Origin of the sequence: Simiduia agarivorans SA1 = DSM 21679 (genome assembly GCF_000305785.2) — a bacterium.
GTDB lineage: Bacteria > Pseudomonadota > Gammaproteobacteria > Pseudomonadales > Cellvibrionaceae > Simiduia > Simiduia agarivorans.
Map to the genome: position 1 here is coordinate 1,090,279 of NC_018868.3, position 19,032 is coordinate 1,109,310.

The 19,032-nt window shown below is 56.4% G+C and carries 16 protein-coding genes; 1 reads left to right on the forward strand and 15 read right to left on the reverse strand.

All coding sequences use genetic code 11. From position 1 onward, the window contains the following. Nucleotides 1-9: 9 nt before the first annotated feature. From rpoS to M5M_RS04975, 13 genes are all read right to left on the reverse strand, one after another. Entirely contained in the window at nt 10-1,020 is a 1,011-nt protein-coding gene (gene rpoS, locus M5M_RS04915; RefSeq protein ID WP_016389224.1) for an RNA polymerase sigma factor RpoS, read from the reverse strand. A gap of 193 nt (nt 1,021-1,213) precedes the next feature. Next, on the reverse strand, nt 1,214-2,020 hold the full coding sequence (locus M5M_RS04920; protein WP_015046361.1) for a peptidoglycan DD-metalloendopeptidase family protein: 807 nt from the start codon (nt 2,018-2,020) through the stop codon (nt 1,214-1,216). Between the two features lie 87 nt (nt 2,021-2,107). Next, nucleotides 2,108-3,070, reverse strand: a complete 963-nt coding sequence (locus M5M_RS04925) for a polyprenyl-phosphate transporter (RefSeq protein WP_029879878.1) — start codon at nt 3,068-3,070, stop codon at nt 2,108-2,110. Nucleotides 3,071-3,083: 13 nt separating this feature from the next. Next, nucleotides 3,084-3,725, reverse strand: coding sequence for a protein-L-isoaspartate(D-aspartate) O-methyltransferase (locus M5M_RS04930; protein WP_015046363.1), 642 nt, complete (start codon nt 3,723-3,725; stop codon nt 3,084-3,086). 93 nt (nt 3,726-3,818) lie between these two features. Further along, entirely contained in the window at nt 3,819-4,778 is a 960-nt protein-coding gene (gene truD, locus M5M_RS04935) for a tRNA pseudouridine(13) synthase TruD (RefSeq protein ID WP_015046364.1), read from the reverse strand. After that, nucleotides 4,775-5,254 (reverse strand): 2-C-methyl-D-erythritol 2,4-cyclodiphosphate synthase, encoded by a 480-nt coding sequence (ispF, locus tag M5M_RS04940; RefSeq protein WP_015046365.1) that lies wholly within the window; start codon nt 5,252-5,254, stop codon nt 4,775-4,777. The genes truD and ispF overlap by 4 nt, the downstream gene beginning before the upstream one ends. Beyond that, a complete protein-coding gene (gene ispD, locus M5M_RS04945; protein ID WP_015046366.1) occupies nt 5,254-5,955 on the reverse strand; it encodes a 2-C-methyl-D-erythritol 4-phosphate cytidylyltransferase in 702 nt (233 codons plus the stop codon). The genes ispF and ispD overlap by 1 nt, the downstream gene beginning before the upstream one ends. Further along, on the reverse strand, nt 5,952-6,245 hold the full coding sequence (gene ftsB, locus M5M_RS04950; protein WP_015046367.1) for a cell division protein FtsB: 294 nt from the start codon (nt 6,243-6,245) through the stop codon (nt 5,952-5,954). The genes ispD and ftsB overlap by 4 nt, the downstream gene beginning before the upstream one ends. Before the next feature lie 80 nt (nt 6,246-6,325). Further along, complete coding sequence (gene eno, locus M5M_RS04955; RefSeq protein ID WP_015046368.1) at nt 6,326-7,618, reverse strand: phosphopyruvate hydratase; 1,293 nt, start codon at nt 7,616-7,618, stop codon at nt 6,326-6,328. Between the two features lie 91 nt (nt 7,619-7,709). Further along, nucleotides 7,710-8,558: a 3-deoxy-8-phosphooctulonate synthase gene (gene kdsA, locus M5M_RS04960; protein WP_015046369.1), complete on the reverse strand. Its 849-nt coding sequence runs from the start codon at nt 8,556-8,558 to the stop codon at nt 7,710-7,712. A 12-nt stretch (nt 8,559-8,570) separates the two neighbouring features. Then, nucleotides 8,571-10,205 carry a CTP synthase gene (locus tag M5M_RS04965; protein WP_015046370.1) on the reverse strand — a complete coding sequence of 545 codons (1,635 nt, stop codon included), beginning with the start codon at nt 10,203-10,205 and terminating at the stop codon, nt 8,571-8,573. A 253-nt stretch (nt 10,206-10,458) separates the two neighbouring features. Further along, a complete protein-coding gene (gene tilS, locus M5M_RS04970; protein WP_015046371.1) occupies nt 10,459-11,790 on the reverse strand; it encodes a tRNA lysidine(34) synthetase TilS in 1,332 nt (443 codons plus the stop codon). 215 nt (nt 11,791-12,005) lie between these two features. Further along, complete coding sequence (locus M5M_RS04975) at nt 12,006-13,445, reverse strand: phospholipid carrier-dependent glycosyltransferase (protein WP_015046372.1); 1,440 nt, start codon at nt 13,443-13,445, stop codon at nt 12,006-12,008. Between the two features lie 169 nt (nt 13,446-13,614). Here M5M_RS04975 and M5M_RS04980 point away from each other — a divergent pair, with 169 nt between their 5' ends. Beyond that, a complete protein-coding gene (locus M5M_RS04980) occupies nt 13,615-15,549 on the forward strand; it encodes a prolyl oligopeptidase family serine peptidase (RefSeq protein WP_016389226.1) in 1,935 nt (644 codons plus the stop codon). Here the strand turns inward: M5M_RS04980 and M5M_RS04985 are convergent. Continuing rightward, complete coding sequence (locus M5M_RS04985; protein WP_015046375.1) at nt 15,531-16,307, reverse strand: hypothetical protein; 777 nt, start codon at nt 16,305-16,307, stop codon at nt 15,531-15,533. The two genes, M5M_RS04980 and M5M_RS04985, sit on opposite strands and share 19 nt — an antisense overlap. 8 nt (nt 16,308-16,315) lie before the next feature. Then, nucleotides 16,316-19,000, reverse strand: a complete 2,685-nt coding sequence (locus tag M5M_RS19325) for a protein kinase domain-containing protein (RefSeq protein WP_024330383.1) — start codon at nt 18,998-19,000, stop codon at nt 16,316-16,318. Nucleotides 19,001-19,032 lie beyond the last annotated feature (32 nt).

A 19,032-nucleotide genomic window follows, 5' to 3' on the forward strand; every position in this document is an offset into this window, starting at 1 on the left:
TGGCTCAACTCACAGTGCACCAAAAAGTGCCTCGCCATCGAGCCCCTGCTTTTCCAGGATATCGCGCAGGCGTTTAAGTGCCTCCACCTGAATTTGCCGTACCCGCTCGCGGGTCAGGCCGATTTCGCGGCCCACTTCTTCCAGCGTGCTGGTCTCAAAACCCCGCAGGCCAAAGCGACGCGCAATCACTTCACGTTGCTTCTCTGTCAGTTCACACAGCCAGTTGTCGAGGCTATCGTGCAGATCCGAATCCTGCAGCAGCATGACGGGGTCACAGCATGACGGGTCAGACTCCTGCTGATCCGGAATGGAATCCACCAGCGCCTTATCGGAACCCGGGCCCATGGGCACATCCATCGATGTCACCCGCTCATTGAGCTTGAGCATGCGCTCCACATCCTCGACAGGCTTTTCCAGCAAGGTTGCAATTTCTTCCGGCGACGGCTCGTGATCCAGTTTCTGAGTCAGCTCGCGCGCCGCTCGCAGGTATACATTCAGTTCCTTAACCACATGAATCGGCAGTCGGATAGTGCGCGTCTGGTTCATGATGGCCCGCTCAATCGTCTGGCGAATCCACCAGGTAGCGTAAGTCGAGAACCGGAAACCGCGCTCCGGATCAAACTTTTCAACCGCGCGTATCAAGCCCAGATTGCCTTCTTCGATCAGATCCAACAGCGCCAGACCGCGATTTACATAACGACGGGCGATTTTTACCACCAGGCGCAGGTTACTCTCGATCATGCGTTTACGTGCAGACTCGTCCCCTTTCAGCGCTTTGCGTGAAAAGTAAACTTCTTCTTCTGCAGAAAGTAACGGCGAAAAGCCGATTTCATTCAGATACAGCTGGGTTGCGTCCAGCGTTTTGTGGTAGGTATTGGCCTCTTCAAAGGCACTGGTAAGACGTGTTTTCCCGTTCTCGCTCTCTTCTTGTGCACTCGCCAACAGCTCTTCTGCACTGTGCACAGCTGCACCTTTGGTTGCCAAAGACGCTCTGTCCCTTTTGTTCTCATGTACTGCCATAGTTCTAGCCCTTTCACTCGGTTAGCAAAATCTAAGAAAGCCCCAACCGGCACTTCCCAAACCCTACACCCTTGACGGACTATTTAGCCTGCAGTTGTTCACTGCCTGTTGCGCTCTTGGCGCTATTTTTTTGGCTAAATGTCGGCTTGCATTCACTCCGCGGCCAGCTATTATTTTTCCGTCAATACCTTCGCTATCGCTTGGGTAAGTACAACAACGGATCTACTGGTTCTCCTTCGCGTCGTATTTCGAAATGCAGCTTAGTGGTATCTGTACCACTTGACCCTATTTCGGCAATTTTCTGATTGCCTTTAATAACCTCCCCTTCTTTTACCAATAATTTACTGTTGTGCGCGTAAGCGCTTAAAAATTGATCATTGTGTTTGATGATCACCAACCGCCCGTAACCTCTGAGGCCATCACCGGCGTAAACAACGGTGCCTGGGGCAGCGGAAAGCACAGGCTCTCCCAAACGGCCCTCAATATCAATCCCTTTGTTTAAGCCACTCTTCGGAGAGTATGCCCGCAGAATTCTGCCATTGGCCGGCCAGGTCCAACGGAAATCCGTGAATTGCACCGTTCTGGCAGCAGGTTTTGCGGGCTCAGACACTGGCTTTTTGGCCACTTGGGTTCGCGATTTAGCCGCAGGTTGCTTTGCGACCGGCTGTGACTTATTGGTCACAGGTGTATTGCTGACATCGAGATAAATGAGTTGGCCCGGATAAATCGTATAGTTTTTCCCGATGCCATTTCGCCTGGAAAGTTCTTTGTAATCAACGCCATAGCGAAACGCGATGGAGTACAGCGTCTCGCCTTTCTGGACCCGATGGGTCTTAGCGCCAACACGGGTCTGCGCCTGTGTTCGTTCATAGACCGGGGCTCCGCCACCAGGTCCTGCACATGAAATCAGGGCAGACAGCAAAACCAAAAGGAGGCCAACTTGGCCAATGCGCCGGCTGTCATAAAACCGCAACAAACCCCTTTCGATCCAGGCTTTCATGACCCTCGCTTATTCGTTTTCGTAATTAATATGAAAAACTTATTATAAAGAAGTCTAAAATAACGGACTGTTTTTGTGAGTTAGTCATCATTTTTCAGCGGGTTCCGGACCAGACCCCTGTGCCAACTTAGCCGCCAGCCATTCGATGCCAAACACCAGCGTGATACCTACCAGCATAGCAAGTACACAGGCCGGCCATTGAGAGTCCAAGCCGGTCGCCTGCTCATAGACTGCAGGCAACACGTTGTTCTGGATAAACGGTACTTCCTCACCCCGACTGTTGATGCGCGTTTGGACAACTTCCTTCCAGGGCCAGATCACACTCAGCGAACCGAACAGAAACCCTGTCAGCAATGCCAGGGTTTTGGCCCGGAATCGGCGCAACAGCCAGCCCAGGAAATGGGAAAAGCTGAGCAAGCCTACGATACAACCCGCCAGAAAATAGCTGAGCATCACCAGGTCGGGCGTTTTCAACGCATGCAAAAACAAGGGGTAAGCGCCGATCAACAACAAAATAAAGCTGCCGGATATGCCGGGCAGAATCATCGCGCAAATGGCCAGCGCGCCGGCAAAAAACAACATCCAGTCGTAAGGCGGGAAGTCGGTAGGGCGGACAATACTGATCAACCAGGCAATCAATAACCCGGCCACAAGCGCGACCCACTCGCCTGAACCGCGGGTCTCCAGCTGCCGGAACATGTACAACGCCGACGCGAGAATAAGACCAAAAAATAATGACCAGACCAGCAAGGGATAGGTTTGCAGACAATAACTGATCAACCCGGCAAAACTGAACAGGCTGGTGACGATGCCAGCCACCACAGCCAATAAAAAATTGCCGTTAATCGCCAGCCAGGCAGCCCCCGGTCCTTCGCGCAATAAAAGCTTTACGGTAGCCGGCCGAATACTGCGCAGGCTGTTCAGGAAATCATCGTAGATGCCGGTCACAAACGCCACCGTACCGCCAGAAACACCGGGCACTACGTCGGCGGCCCCCATGGCCATGCCCTTCAGGTACACGGGGAGATAACGCTTGATTGGATGAGTCATAAATAATCTGTCGTCAGCGGGTAGTACCCGACAATAGGGGAACAAACTTGACCGGCTCAATGACCCGGGTAACGAATTTATCGCTATCGCCGTCGCGCATAACGAGTTGTAACTCCTGCTGCTCGCCACCCACCGGAATCACCAGCACGCCGTTGGGCGCTAACTGCTGCTTCAGGCTTTCAGGCACAGAACGGGGCGCGGCGGCACTGAGAATTGCATCATAGGGGCCCTGCTCCGGCCAGCCAAAACCACCGTCCGCGTGGCGCAGCAAAACGTTGCGCAAGCCCAATAGCTTAATGCGCTCACGGGCTTTCTCCTGCAGCGGACGTATGCGTTCCACCGAATACAGGCTCTTGACCAATTGCGCAAGAATCACAGTTTGATAGCCAGAACCCGTGCCTATTTCAAGCACCCTGTCGAGTTTGGCCGCAGCACCCACAAGAAGTTCCGTCATGCGCGCAACAATGTAGGGCTGAGATAGCGTCTGCCCATACCCGATTGGTAGGGAACTGTCTTCATAGGCCCGGTGTGAAAGCGCTTCATCGAGAAAAATATGGCGCGGGGTGTTGCGAATCACATCGAGCACCTGCTCGTTGCTGACCCCTTGCTCTTGCAAGCGCGAAATCAGGCGCTCGCGGGTGCGCTGGGAGGTCATGCCAACCCCTTGCAGTAACAACGTATTCAAGCAAGTTTCTCCGAACCTGTCTCAGGCGGAGGTCCCGCCACATGATGTTTGCCGTGAACTATATCACACTGATCCGATGTCTAAATCCGGCGTTTTCAATTGCGCCAGCTCTCTGAGTAACGCGGTCGCGAACTGCCCAGGGGGTAAGCCGAATTGCAACAACAAATCGTCCCCGTCCCAATGCCATTGCAGGTCCCGCGGTTGCAGGATTAATGCCCTCCGTTCCTGGCTCAAGCCTGCATGTTCGAGGCCCTGAAGCCAGGTCTGCCAAGGGGCCAATGCCTGCATTTCCAGCGCACAGACAGACTCAGGAGCAGGATTTCGCCCCCGCCCCCACAGCGGCCCCGTTAATTCCGTCTCCCCGGGCAAAAAATCGCACCAGTTACCCGCCTGCACGCGCGCGGCCAACACCTGATTAAACAACCAGCTGCGGGCGGCAGATAGCACCATGGCCTCCTGGGTGTTTTTCCTGCCGCGCTTGGCCAACACCGTTTCTACGCGCTGCAGATTGTCGGCATCGCGGCCAAAACGTTGCTCGCCAAAATAATTGGGGACACCCAGGCGGGCAATCTGACTGAGGCGCTGCTCTATATCCTGTCGATGGGAGGCACAATCCCGCAGCCGGATTTCAAACGTATTACCGGCATGTTCTCCCCTACGCAACTTGCGTGTGTGGCGAACGCTTTGCAGCCAGTGAATGGTATCGCTGTTGAGTGCAGCCCAATCCGGTGCGTCGCCCTTGGGCAGGTACACACTGAACCACTGGCGGGTAACAGCCCGCCGGTCTTTCATACCACAGTAGCCTACATCGCGCGGACTCACGCCACACAGCCGCGCCAGCTGTTTAGCCACCCAGGGCGTATTGTCGTCACGCTTCAGTATTTCCACCAGCCAGTGCTCGCCCTGCCCCGCAGGCTCCAACCCCAACTGCTCTACTACCACGAAGTCTTCACACGCCTGCCGGAAACCCGCAACGGCGGCGGGACGGCCATAAGCAAAGGGAAAATCGAGCGAAAAATTCATGCGTTTACCGCTTCCAGCAAGACCACTGCGTAGCAGGCAATACCTTCTTTACGACCGGTAAAACCCAGTTTTTCAGTGGTAGTGGCCTTCACATTGACCTGCTGAGGCGTGGCTGATAAATCCTCAGCGATATTTGCCACCATCCGCTCTATGTGAGGCGCCATTTTCGGCGCCTGAGCCACAATAGTCAGATCCGCATTGCCAAGACGAAAACCCGCGTGACGGACTTTCGCAAACACCATGCGCAACAGCGCACGACTGTCGGCATTCTTGTATTGCGCATCGGTATCCGGGAAATGCTTGCCGATATCACCCAATGCACAGGCACCCAAAAGCGCATCGCACAACGCATGTAACAGCACATCGCCATCGCTGTGTGCAATCAGCCCCTGCTCGTGGGGAATCACTACACCACCCATGACAATTTTTTCACCCGGGCCAAAGGCATGCACATCGTAGCCGTGTCCGATTCTCATTAGCTCTCCTCCTGGGCACGCAAGATCAGTGCGGCCAGCGCTAAATCCTGGGGCTGGGTAATCTTGATATTGCCAGGCGCGCCGGGCACGACCGCAACGGTATGACCCGCCCACTCCATGGCACTGGCTTCATCCGTCACCGGGACGCCTTCGGTCAAGGCTGCATCCAGCGCCTGGGTCAGGGTAAATAAGGGAAACATCTGGGGGGTTTGTGCCGCCCATAAATGTGATCGATCGACCGTACGACCGATGGTGGATTGCTCAACCCATTTCAAGGTATCGGCAACCGGCACGGCGAGAATGCCGCCCTCGGTTTCCGAAGCCACTTTTTCGCAAAAGCTGTGCAACAGGGAAACGGTCAGGCAAGGTCTCGCCGCATCGTGCACCAACACCCAATCGTGGGACGCCGCGCGTTTGGCCAGGTAACGCAGGCCGGCCAGCACGGAATCCGCGCGCTCACGACCACCGACAATCGGTTGCACCCGGGGGTCCCGTGCCACAGCCAGGCTGCCGAATCGTTCATCTTCCGGGCCCAGCGCCACTATCACACCGGCCAGTTGTGGCGTTTGCAACAACACATTGAGCGTATGCTCGAGCACTGGCTGACCATTGAGTGACAGATATTGTTTCGGGGTTTCGGATTGCATGCGCGAGCCCGTGCCCGCAGCGGGAACCAACACCCAGATTTTTGGTGTATTCACGGTTTGGCTGGCCGGTTTTTGGGTTCCACCATCATGTAGAAGGTTTCTCCGTCTTTGATCATGCCCATTTCCTGACGCGCTCGTTCCTCGACACTATCCAACCCGGTTTTCAGTTCTTCCACCTCGACTGCCAGCACCCGATTGCGTTCACGCAATTTGTCATTTTCAATCTGCTGACGTTCAATCTCCTGCTCCAGCCGGTTGATGTGCGCATAGCTGCCTTCGCCGACCCACAGCCGGTACTGTAAGCCTGCCAGCAACATCAGCAGTAGCGGTAACATCCATTTCATAGCGGGTTCGCGGTTGGTATTTTGTCTAGCTTAAACGAAAAACGGGCAGCAAGCTGCCCGTTCTGATTCATCGCCTGTAACTAGGCTTTGAATTCCGCACGCCCACGGTAAGGAGCAACGGTGTTACCCAGTTCAGCCTCAATGCGCAGCAAACGGTTGTATTTGGCCACGCGGTCAGAGCGACACAGAGAGCCGGTTTTAATCTGGCCCGCTGCAGTTGCCACCGCCAGGTCGGCAATGGTGGTATCTTCGGTTTCGCCGGAACGGTGAGAAATAACCGCCGTGTAGCCTGCATCCTGAGCCATTTTAATGGCGTCCAGTGTTTCAGACAGCGAACCGATCTGATTGAATTTAATCAGAATGGAGTTAGCGATTTTCTTTTCGATACCTTCGCGCAGGATTTTGGTGTTGGTCACAAACAGGTCATCACCGACCAATTGGACTTTTTCACCCGCTTTGTTGGTCAGATCTGCCCAACCGTCCCAATCGCTTTCGTCCATACCGTCTTCGATCGACAGAATCGGGTACTTGTTGGCAAGACCGGTGAGGTAGTCTGCGAACTCGGGTGCTGTGAACACCTTACCTTCACCCGCCAGATCGTATTTGCCATCTTTATAGAATTCAGAGGACGCACAATCCAGCGCCAGGGTCATGTCTTCACCCAGCTTATAACCGGCCTTTTCAACGGCTTCGGCAATCACCTGCAGCGCCGCTTCGTTGGATGGCAGATTGGGGGCAAAGCCACCTTCATCACCCACAGCGGTATTTAAGCCGCGCTCGGACAGGACTTTTTTCAGCGCATGGAACACTTCAGCACCCTGGCGCAAGGCTTCGGCAAACGAAGTAGCTTTCACCGGCTGAACCATAAATTCCTGAATATCCACATTGTTGTCGGCGTGCTCACCGCCATTCAGAATGTTCATCATCGGCACGGGCATGGTGTATTTGCCCGGCGTGCCATTCACATCGGCAATGTGCGCATACAATGGAACGCCTTTGGCCTGGGCCGCAGCTTTGGCGGCAGCCAGTGACACGGCCAGAATGGCATTGGCGCCCAATACTGATTTATTGTCAGTGCCGTCGGCTTTGATCATGGCGTCATCCAGCTCGCGCTGGTTTTCCACTTCTTTGCCCACCAACAGGGGACGAATGGTGTTATTGATGTTGGCAACAGCCTTCAGCACACCCTTGCCCAGGTAACGACTCTTGTCGCCATCGCGCAGCTCCAGCGCTTCGCGCGAGCCAGTAGACGCGCCACTGGGTGCACACGCAGTACCCACAATGCCGCCTTCCAGAATTACATCGGCATTCACGGTCGGGTTGCCGCGGCTGTCCAGCACTTCAAAAGCGCGAACGTCAACAATCTTTGTCATCTGTGTAAACTCCAACTAAGTTCCGTAGGTAAAATTTTCCGGGTTGCGCTCACGTCGCCTACTTCAGCACAACCAAAACCTCTGTGGGCTTTTAATCAATGTGTAAGGGGGCGAATCCCTTAACCAGATCATCCACCGCTTTCACCTGGGCCAGGAATGGCTCCAGCTTATCCAGCGGCAGTGCACTCGGGCCATCGCATTTGGCCTGATCGGGATTGGGATGGGCTTCTAAAAACAGTCCTGCAAGACCCAGCGCCATTCCAGCGCGGGCCAATTCTGCAACTTGCTGGCGACGACCACCCGAGGCCTTGCCAGAAGGATCGCGTTGCTGCAACGCATGGGTCACATCAAAAATGACCGGCAGATTGTCGGACACGTCTTTCATCACGCGGAATCCGAGCATGTCCACCACCAGATTATCGTAACCAAAACAGGTGCCGCGGTCGCACAGGATCAACTGTTCGTTGCCACACTCGCGGAATTTATCCACGATATTGCCCATTTGCGACGGGCTCAGAAACTGGGGCTTTTTGATATTGATCACGGCACCCGTGGCTGCCATGGCCGCCACCAGATCGGTCTGGCGGGCCAGAAACGCCGGCAACTGAATGATATCTGCCACTTCGGCCACCGGCTGGCACTGGTGAATTTCATGCACATCGGTAATCACCGGCACCTTGAAGGTGTCTTTGATTTCCTGAAATATTTTCAGACCTTCGTCCATCCCCGGGCCACGATAGGAGTGAATGGACGAGCGGTTGGCCTTGTCAAAACTGGCTTTGAATACGTACGGGATGCCGAGCTTTTCAGTCACGTTTACGTAAGCTTCTGCCGTCTTCATGGCCAGATCGCGCGATTCGAGCACATTCATCCCGCCAAACAGGACGAAGGGCTTGTCGTTCGATACTTCAATCGCACCAACGTTTATAACTTTACTCATCCGACAAATTCCTTATTTAACTTTGCGTTCGCTTTGTTCGATCGCCGCTTTGATATAGCCGGTGAACAAGGGATGGCCCTCGCGGGGCTTGGACGTAAACTCCGGGTGGAACTGACAGGCCACAAACCAGGGATGATCTTCAATTTCCACGGTTTCTACCAACGTATCATCCGCCGACCAGCCGCCGATTTTGAGACCGGCTTTCTGTAACTGATCAACGTAGTTGTTGTTCACTTCAAAACGATGACGATGGCGTTCCACAATCACATCCGCGTTGTACAGATCGCGGATTTTCGAGCCTGCCACCAGACGACACTCCTGCGCACCTAAACGCATGGTGCCACCCAGATCGGACTGCTCATCGCGGGTTTCCACCTTGCCGTCTTTATCGATCCATTCAGTAATCAGACCTACCACTGGATGGGGCGACTTTTTATTGAACTCGGTGGAGTTAGCTCCCTCCAGGCCCACCACGTTGCGGGCAAATTCTATCACCGCCGATTGCATGCCCAGACAAATGCCCAGGTAAGGCACTTTGTTTTCGCGGGCATAGCGCACAGCCATCAATTTGCCTTCCACACCGCGCTCGCCAAAACCACCGGGCACCAGAATGGCATCGGCAGATTCGAGAATACCAATCCCCTTCTGCTCCACGTCTTCGGCATCGATATAGTTCACTTTCACGCGGGTTTTGGTGTGGATACCGGCATGGCTTAAAGACTCGTTGAGCGACTTGTAGGCATCCAGCAGGTCCATGTATTTGCCGACCATGGCCACGGTGACTTCGCGCTCGGGGTTGAGCTTGCCGTCGATCACGTGATCCCACTCGGACAGGTCGGCCTCACCACAATCGAGACCAAAGCGCTCAACCACAAAATTATCCAGACCGTGTGACTTCAACAGGCCGGGAATACGGTAAATGGTGTCGCAATCGGGCAAGGGTACTACCGCCCGTTCTTCCACGTTGGTGAACAGGGAAATCTTGCGCCGGGAGTCTTCATCCACCTCCACTTCCGAGCGACACAGCAATACATCGGGCTGCAAACCGATGGAGCGCAGTTCTTTCACCGAGTGCTGGGTTGGCTTGGTCTTGGTTTCACCGGCGGTGGCAATATAGGGCACCAGGGTGAGGTGAATCAGCAGTGCGCGATTGGAGCCCAGCTCCACTTTCAATTGACGCACGGCTTCCAGGAACGGCTGGGACTCAATGTCACCCACGGTGCCACCGATTTCCACCAGCGCCACATCGTAATCGGCACCGCCCTCATAGACCCGACGCTTGATTTCATCGGTGATGTGCGGAATCACCTGTACGGTACCGCCCAGGTAATCGCCGCGACGCTCCTTGCGCAACACGGTTTCATACACGCGACCGGTAGTGAAGTTGTTGCGGCGGGTCATCTGGCTGCGCAGGAAGCGCTCGTAATGGCCCAGATCCAGATCGGTCTCGGCGCCGTCGTGGGTGACGTACACTTCACCGTGCTGGAACGGACTCATGGTGCCGGGATCCACGTTGATATAGGGGTCCAGTTTTAAAATGGTCACCTTCAGGCCGCGGGCTTCCAGGATGGCACCCAGAGAGGCGGAGGCAATGCCCTTACCCAGGGAAGAAACAACACCACCGGTAACAAAAATATAACGGGTCATGAGAACCTTTTATCCAGAGTTTGTGCAGTCGGGCTGCGGTGTTAACAGTCAGCTGGCCGGGCGGTCTGTACCAAAGCACCGGCCTGGGCTGGCTCACACCACACCAGGTTGGACCTGGGTTCACAAATGCACAACACGCCAGAAAGCCTTACCGGAACCGGTGCTTTCCAACGCAGAACAATGTGAAGGGGGAATCTGAGCCACCACCCTTGAGATGGGACGCCAGACTACCAGAAAAGGCTATTTGCCTCAATCAAAAAGGCGGCTGATTTTGCGGTAGCAGCCAGGCCAGGCGCCAGCCCTTCTCCGCGCGCTCAGCCCCTTGCTCCAACCAAAGATCCGCCACCGCCGCCAACCGGTCATCCTGGTACAGCAGTGGCAGCTGATCCCGGAGCCAGGGTGCCAGACCCTGGGCCTGCAGCAGCTTTTTGAGGGTCTGTGAATGACGCCGGCCCACCGGTTGGGCCCGCTCGCCCCCCTGACGGGCGCGTAACAGGAACGCGCCCGACGCCGGCAACGCCAGACCGCCAGCTTCGGGCTCCAGCCGGACCTGGCCATTACCAAACGGCAGGGTTTGACCGGGCGCGAGACACTGTACCTGGGTCGGTACCGGCAATTGAGCGGGCAGCAGCCAGAGCGCCCCGGCAAAACGGCGCAATTCTGCGCCTCCGATCGCAAATTTCACCCCGGCATCGCCGGCTGCGCCGGACACCTGACGCCAGATTTCATCGAGCTGAATCCGGTCCGGGATCAATGACCAACGCGCCAGCCAGAAGCGTAACAGGTTGTTGCGACGCTCCGGCGACAGTGCCGAGAGCCCGTCCAGGGACAATTGCCAGCCCATGGCAGGGGGATGCCGCTCGCCAGACTCTGCCATCAGCCGCTGACCATCCTCCAGCGCCAACTGGTCCAGCAGTCGCTGATTGGCGCCGCACAATTGTGCCGTCTGCGCCAGCCGTTCGGCAGCGGTCGGCCAGCGGTCGCGCAAGCGCGGCATAATGTGCGAGCGGAGAAAATTGCGATCGAGCGCCGTATCCTGGTTCGACTCGTCCTCAACCCAGGTCAGATGATTCGTGCGGGCAAAGCCCTCGAGCGCTGCCCTGGGGACATCAAGCAAGGGGCGAATCAGCCAGAACCCTTTTGCGTCTTTCCGGAACCACTGGCGCGCACGGATCGCCGCCAGCCCGGTGGGGCCTGACCCGCGCATCAGACGCAGCAGCACCGTTTCAGCCTGGTCATCCTGATGGTGCGCTGTCACCAACTGCGCAGCGTCTTCTAAATGCGCCGCAATGGCCCGGTAGCGGGCGTCCCGCGCCGCCTGCTCCAACCCGCCACCCGAACTGCACACGACGACCCTTTCGGTGACCAGAGGCACCTTGAAGCGTTCGCACCAATGCCGACAATGGTCCGCCCACCGATCCGCATTAGCAGAAAGTTGATGGTTAACGTGGATAGCTTTGAATGGCAAGCCGGTCTGCTTCAGCAACGCGAGCAAAACCATGGAATCCAGACCGCCGCTCAGGGACAACCAAATGGGCGACGTATCGCTCAGCTGATGGGACAGGCGCTCGGGAGACAAAAGCATATTCACAGGCTACGGGTTGACTGGCCAGCCAGTGTAGCAGCGGCCATCCAGTCGCGGCAAAGCCGGACCGGTAATCGGATAACCCACTGCGTGCCGCCCAGGCTCACGACTGAATGCAACAACCGTAAGCAGTGATTGGCCATAGTGGACGCCGATACATAACAGGTTCCCAGACATCTGAATTCAACACACTAAGCAGCGTGGCAGAGCGCCGCTCAGATCCAGCTTTTCAGCCACATCAGGCGGTAAAAATGCTTTATGTCGATCGGATAACCCACGGCTATCGGCAACCAATACCAAAATGCTGCCAGCACCAGAACCAGCAACACACCCATACCCACCAGGCCGACAGCATTGCGCCAACGCGAATCCCAGGGTTGACGCACTAAGCACGCCACACCCCAGGCGAGCGCAGCAAAACTGAACACCGAGGCGGGTTGGTAATGATAGGAAAACAAACACCGGCTCACTAACGCCCAGGGCAACAGGTTGGCAGCCAGGCCAATCAGAATGGCCAGTTGAATAAAAAATGTGCGCTCTAGCACACCGCTGACAAACCAGCGCCAGCAGGATTTCAGCAACAAGACCAACACCACCAGCGCGGCAATAAATCCGAGCGGATATAGCGCGGGGTTGCCAAGCTGATGAATCACGCGGTAACTGCTTTCACCCAACGCCGGTTGCAATTCGAACAAATAGCTCATCGGCCGGAGCTGCCACGGCCATTGGTACCAGGCAGAGCAATAGGGGTGGTCATTCGCACCCACTTGTTGCGTATGAAAGCCCCGCATGACCTGATGAATCTCCAGGAACCCCTGCTGCTCCAGCCAGAGATAGGGTTGCCACCACAGCCAGTAACTGAGCAACGGTAACACCACGAGTGCGGCGAGCAATCGAGAGGCATCGGGCCCCCGCCACCGGAAACCGGTCGCCGGCGAAACCGGGCGATAATGATCAACCAGGCTCAGGCACGCACTTACGGTTAAAACCGCAACCGGAATCAACCAAAAACCCAAGCCATTCCACTTGATTGACACCACACTGCCGAACAGCACCCCCGCCGCCACCATCCAACCCATATGCCACCGGGCATCCTCTGCCCGCTGCCAACACCACAGTGCAGCGAGGCCGAGCGCGAGCATGACGATGTTGTTAAGCCCGGCACGGGAATCCACCACCAATGACGCATCGATGGCAACAAACAGGGCCAATAACAATCCCGCCAGTGCGCTTCCAGATAACCTGCGCAACCAGTCGCCCGCAAAAAAAACGCAACAAACACCCAGCGCCGCCGTTAACCAACGGTAGCTCAGCGGATCAATCTGGCTCCATGACTGCGGTACCGAACCATCGACCCAAGGCAGCAGGTAATACAGCCAAATAGCGATCGCGAACAAGTAGTGGGTCAGCGGAGGATGCGCGGTTACAAAGGGCGTGCCGGTTTTTTCATTCAGTATTGCCCAGCCAAATTGCGGAATATTGATTTCATCAAAGTAGGCCACAGGCACATTGTCCAATTGCCAGAACCGCAATGCGCTGCCGAACAAAAGGCAAAGCCCCATCAATACCGGATATTGACGCTCACACCATTCAGCAAACAGAACAGGCCAGGCAAACCGTTCCGATGTGTGAGTGGTATTCATTGTGTTGCTCATCCGCTGATTTCCCTCACTATGAATTCCCCGCCTCATTGGGCACAGAGGTGAATCCTAACGCCCGCGGGTAGCCTTTGCATACCTGCGCCCGGCTGCTGGAATGTAAGGAACCGACACACAACTCTGGTACAGTGCAGGTCTACTCATTGACATTCCGGTATTGAATTCCATGAACGAACCCGAGATCCGCACCTATGGCAGCTGGCGCTCGCCCATTCAGGCTCACATGCTCACACAGGCAGGCGTGCGCTTGGCGGAACCGCGATTGTTCAAAGGCCACAGCTATTGGCTCGAGTCCAGGCCCAGCGAACAGGGCAGATCCGTATTGGTATGCGACAAAGGCAGCGGCCCCGAAGACATCAACCCGCCCGGCGTCAGCATCCGTTCAAGCGTTAACGAATACGGCGGCGGCGCCTATTGCCTGGCTGAGCGCCAAGGGGCTACGCATCTGTTTTATGTAGATGCCGCCGATCAACAAGTCTACAGCCTGAACCTGAGCGACCACACCCGCCAGGCGGTGACAGGTCAGGTGGACGCGCGCTATGCGGATCTGACCTATCACCCCACGCTGGATGTGCTGATTGCCGTGGAAGAAACCGGCGCCCAAAGCAATGCGGAATCCATACATCGCCTGGTGGCTTTACGACCCGATACCAGATACAGACAAATACTGGCCGAGGGCTGCGACTTTTTTGCAAGCCCGGCAATCAGCCCCGATGGCACCGCGCTGTGCTGGCTCAGCTGGAATCACCCCCACATGCCCTGGGACCAGAACCAGTGCTGGCTGTCGTCAATTGATGCCAATGGTTTGCGCGATGTCCGGCCAATCAATCCGCCAAACAGCAGCAGCTTTCAACCAGCCTGGTCCCCCAATGGTCGGCTGCTGGTGGTGAACGATGCCAGCGGCTGGTGGAACCTGTGCGAGTGGAATGGCCGTGAGTGGCACAATATTTTGCCGATGGAAGCGGAGTTTGCCCTGCCCCAATGGCAGTTCGGTATGGCCTGCTACGGTTTTCTGGATGAAAACACCCTGCTCACTTTTTATACCCGCGACGGGCTGTGGCACGCGGGTACATTAGGTCTGGAAAATCGCCATTGGCAACCGCAGGACTGGCCGTTCAGTTCATTGTCTGCGCTGGCTTGCGAACACGGACAGGCGCTTTTTCTGGGAGCCAGCGCGCATCAGGCCGAGGCGGTTATCCGCTGGCGCGGCAAAGATTTCGCAAGTCTGAAGACCTCCATTGCTCAGCACATTGATCACAGCTACATTGCCGCGCCCAAAGCGATCGCATTTGACACCAGTGACAATTGCCAGGCATACGGATTTTATTACCCTCCGACAAACCCCGCGTATCGCGCACCCGAACAAAACCTGCCGCCGTTAATTGTGCTTTCACACGGAGGCCCTACCGGCGCCACCGACGCATCGCTCAACATAAAAATACAATTCTGGACCAGCCGCGGTTTTGCCGTCATGGACGTCAATTACCGGGGCAGTACAGGCTTCGGGACAGCCTACCGCCAACAACTCAATGGCCATTGGGGCATTCGCGATGTGGATGATCTTTGTTATGCCGCACGCTATGCGGTTGAGCAAGGATGGGCTGATCCGGACAAGCTGATCGTAAAGGGCTCCAGCGCCGGCGGCTATTCGGTGCTGGCCGCCCTGGCGTTTCGCGATACTTTCTGTGCCGGCACCAGTCTTTACGGCATCGGCGATTTAACCGCGTTAGCCACCGACACCCATAAATTTGAATCGCGTTATCTGGATGGACTGGTCGCCCCCTGGCCAGCCGGGCGCACGACCTATCTGGAACGATCACCATTGACCTGCCCGGAAAATATCCGCTGTCCGGTGATTTTTTTTCAGGGCCTGAAAGACAAGGTCGTGCCACCAAACCAGGCGCGCGCAATGCACTCGGCATTGGCGAACCAGGGCATCACCACGGCGTTAGTGACCTTTGAAAATGAAGCACACGGATTCCGGCAGGCCGAGGCCATTATCGACCAGCTGGAACTGGAATTAACCTTTTACGGGCGATTATTCGGTTTCGAGGTCTACCCCAACCGGCAGGATCTGGACGATTATTTAAGCAACCCATAAACGCCGATAGCGTAGGCGCGCCGCTCGCGTTCATGATCCAGCGAGCGGACCGCCAGGCTTTTGCCCAGCATCAAATCTCCCGGGTAAGTCCGGGTATCGCCGGTGCCTTTGTCGTGCGCAACGATGACCTGGTCGGGAAAACAGTACGCCAGTATATCGCCCCGCTCCACCCCAACGCTAACCGGAAAACCAACCCGCTGTTTACCCGCCTGGGTCACGGTCAGCAACTTGCTTTCCCAAACCACAAATAAATTACCTTCAACACGCCGCAGCACTTTGACGCGAAAATTGCCCGGCTGGTTAAAATAGGCACCAACGCCGGTCAGGATGCCTTCAGCCGGCAGGGGGTGCGCCAAATCGACCAGTAACAGATTCATATCTGGCTTGGCCGGCGCATCGCCTTTGCGTGCGACCAGCTCGCCGCCCACGTAATCCAGCAAATCCCCTTTAACCAGAAAATCTTTCAGCAAATCAATCTGGCTTTGAACGAAATCACGCATCAGACCACGCAGTTGAGTGGACTCCTGGACCCGGGACGTTTTCTCCGTGCCCATGACCTCCAGAATCCGACTGAGCTCACGCACCTCGCCCTGCAAATTTGCTTCGGAGGATTTCAATGCGGCTATGTCTGCGCGGGCAGTGGCTAATTCTGACTCGAGTTGTTTGTTCTGCTGTTGCAATTGCTGCACATTTTGCGGCGCCTGGCAGGCCGACAAGCTAATCAACAGCAACGGAAAAAGCAGCCTTTTTGACAACATAAGTGACCTCACTCAACTATCTGGAAGCGCTGACTGATCAACAAACGATTATCCAGCATAAGATCTATGTTATAGCCGCCGGCAGAAAATCCTTCCACCGGGCGGTCTATGCGGAATATTTTCTCGCCCTGTTTGCCGGACAGCACCACCGGTACCTGGGCGATCTGGATACTGCGGGCACCGTCAAACAACACGGCCTGAACCACAGCTGCCGTATCGAAATTGGAAAACTGCACACCGATGTAAATGGTCCGGTCCACGCCCTGGACCAAGCCCTGGCGGCCATCAAAGGTCAATGGTTGCACAGCCCCAACCCGCACATCATCCAATCGCGGTTGCCGCGCCGCAATCGCCTGCTGCAGTTCGTTTTTGAGCGCCCGTATTTGTGGGTCCTGCCCGAGTAAAGGTTCTGCCAGCGCCAATTCGCTGCTCGCACGCCCGAACTGATCCTGGTTGATAAAGTCACGCACGTTATCGAGCGTTCGCTGGGTCACAATGGCCAGACCTTCCTTCGCCGCCTGGTTTTGTGGGTCGAGTGCCAGCACCTGTTGAAACTGAGCGACCGCCCCGGAAGTCCCGAACACGTTGCCCGCCGCCAACGCCGATTGCGCAGACTGAACGCCCGCCTGCGCACTGGCCTGCCGCTCACGCAGCTGTTGCTCCAATCTGGCCACTTGCTCACTTTGTGCCAGCAGGCCCTGATGCTTGGGTTGTATGCGCAAGCCACGCGTGACCATGCCCTTGGCTGACAACCAATCGCCGTCCTTCAGGCGGCTGGCCGCCAGTACCTGATAGCGATCGGCTACGGCCTTCAGCCCTGCCAGCGCCTGCACATTGTCAGGCTCCTTGGCGAGCACTGCCTCATAAGATTCCACCGCATTGTCGCCCGCCGGTGAACTCAACGCATCGCGCGCCAGTTGGGCTTTGCCTTGTGCCAGCAACGCTTCTATGGCCTCAGCCGCTTCAAGCTTGCGTTCGAAGCGCCGGAAGCGGGATTCATCCGCCAATGCAGGAAACGCCTTGTGTGCTGCATCCAATAGCTCGCGTACCCGCTCGAGATCCCGCTGGTCCAGAGCCTGTTGCAGCGCATCGGTGAAAAACGCGCGCACCGACTCTACCCCTTGCTGTGCACGTGCGCGGTTTTCCGGCACTTCCATCTGCACGCGATAAATGTCCGCCAATGCGGTCAGGCCGGACAGGTCCGTGGCCAGCCCCGCCAAGAGCGCGTCGGCGCGAGCAAATGGATCATCCATCGGGGCCACCGGATCTTCTGCTGGCGCACGCAGCCCATCATCGGTCAGTACCGGTCGGGTGTCCGCCAATACCTTATCGGCATGAGCGGGAAGCACGGCAGACGCGGGGGGCGTTTTGGGGGCCGGTGACGGCGCGGCAACCGACGGCTTTTCGGGTTCCGTTTGTGGCGTCTGCACCGGCTCGGTTTGTCCGCCTGACGCGCGATCAGTCGAATGCGACGCGCCACCTAATTCATATAACCAGTGCCATTGAGGCTGATCCAGGGGCAGTCCCGCCTGCACCAATTGGTCGAGTCCGCGGTGGTGCCATTCAGTCACCTGGTCAGGCCAGGGTGCGGGTAAATAGCTGCGCAGGAAAAACACTGCAGACACCACCAGCAGCAAAAACAACGCGGTATTGCGCAACCAATGGCTGGCACCAAAAGGGTTGGAAGCCGGCGCCTGCACCACGGTGCGGACCGGCGTGCCCTGGCCGGACTGAGGCCAGTGCATGGCCACAGCGTCCTGCTCGGCGGTATTCGCCGCCTGGATTTCACCGGTCTGGTTTTCATCCAAAGCACTGCTGATCAGCGTCGGGGAGTCGGGGTCGGTTTGGTTATCCTGCAAGCGCTTTGCGGCAAGCTCGATAAGCTCGTCCACGCGTCGCAAATCGTCGTCGCTGATCTGGTCCAGATCCTCCACCAACTCCATACCGGTCTGGTACCGATTGTCGGGATTTTTGGCCAGTATTTTGTCGATCACAGGCTGAAATATTTTGAACGGCGCGGCCATCCGGGGCACGGGCTCAGCCACGTGTTTGATCCCTACCGCCACGGCGGAGTCGGCATCGTAGGGTACCCGACCGGTGATCAATAAAAACAGAACCACGCCCAGGCTATAGAGATCGGAACGGGCGTCCACCGGTTTACCCTTGGCCTGCTCGGGGCTCATGTAATGCGGGGTACCGATGGCGGTCCCGGTCTGGGTCATACCCTGTTCGAGACCGGTCGGCCTGGCGATGCCAAAATCCATTAATACCGCGCGACCATCTTCGTCGTGCAGCATGATGTTTTCAGGTTTCACATCGCGGTGAACGTAGCCTTTGCGAGCGGCGTAATCCAGCGCGCGGGCTATGTCCCTGACAACCTGCAGCCCCTGCGCGCGGGTCAGGCCGGTACGCTTGGCTTTAAGGTCTTTACCTGGCACATACTCCATGGACAGGTAATGGTGCCCTTCGTGAACGCCAACATCATAAACGGTCACGATATTGGGGTGGACCAGACGCGATACGATTTTTGCCTCGCGCAAAAAACGCTCGCCAAATGCAGGGTCTTTGAGCAATTCCGGCGACAGTACCTTAAGCGCCACTTCGCGCTCAAAGCTTTCCTGTATGGCCAGATAAACCGTTGCCATACCTCCTCGGCCCAGGGTATCGATAATTTTATAACCGGGTATTTGCATCTGGCCTTTTATGATTATGAGTTTGCGTGAGA

Excerpts from the sequence above, each read along its gene's own strand:
- rpoS (WP_016389224.1), bottom strand. The coding sequence starts at position 1,020 with ATGGCAGTACATGAGAACAAAAGGGACAGAGCGTCTTTGGCAACCAAA.
- M5M_RS04920 (WP_015046361.1), bottom strand. The coding sequence starts at position 2,020 with ATGAAAGCCTGGATCGAAAGGGGTTTGTTGCGGTTTTATGACAGCCGG.
- M5M_RS04925 (WP_029879878.1), bottom strand. The coding sequence starts at position 3,070 with ATGACTCATCCAATCAAGCGTTATCTCCCCGTGTACCTGAAGGGCATG.
- M5M_RS04930 (WP_015046363.1), bottom strand. The coding sequence starts at position 3,725 with ATGACCTCCCAGCGCACCCGCGAGCGCCTGATTTCGCGCTTGCAAGAG.
- truD (WP_015046364.1), bottom strand. The coding sequence starts at position 4,778 with ATGAATTTTTCGCTCGATTTTCCCTTTGCTTATGGCCGTCCCGCCGCC.
- ispF (WP_015046365.1), bottom strand. The coding sequence starts at position 5,254 with ATGAGAATCGGACACGGCTACGATGTGCATGCCTTTGGCCCGGGTGAA.
- ftsB (WP_015046367.1), bottom strand. The coding sequence starts at position 6,245 with ATGAAATGGATGTTACCGCTACTGCTGATGTTGCTGGCAGGCTTACAG.
- eno (WP_015046368.1), bottom strand. The coding sequence starts at position 7,618 with ATGACAAAGATTGTTGACGTTCGCGCTTTTGAAGTGCTGGACAGCCGC.
- kdsA (WP_015046369.1), bottom strand. The coding sequence starts at position 8,558 with ATGAGTAAAGTTATAAACGTTGGTGCGATTGAAGTATCGAACGACAAG.
- M5M_RS04965 (WP_015046370.1), bottom strand. The coding sequence starts at position 10,205 with ATGACCCGTTATATTTTTGTTACCGGTGGTGTTGTTTCTTCCCTGGGT.
- tilS (WP_015046371.1), bottom strand. The coding sequence starts at position 11,790 with ATGCTTTTGTCTCCCGAGCGCCTGTCCCATCAGCTGAGCGATACGTCG.
- M5M_RS04975 (WP_015046372.1), bottom strand. The coding sequence starts at position 13,445 with ATGAGCAACACAATGAATACCACTCACACATCGGAACGGTTTGCCTGG.
- M5M_RS04980 (WP_016389226.1), top strand. The coding sequence starts at position 13,615 with ATGAACGAACCCGAGATCCGCACCTATGGCAGCTGGCGCTCGCCCATT.
- M5M_RS04985 (WP_015046375.1), bottom strand. The coding sequence starts at position 16,307 with ATGTTGTCAAAAAGGCTGCTTTTTCCGTTGCTGTTGATTAGCTTGTCG.
- M5M_RS19325 (WP_024330383.1), bottom strand. The coding sequence starts at position 19,000 with ATGCAAATACCCGGTTATAAAATTATCGATACCCTGGGCCGAGGAGGT.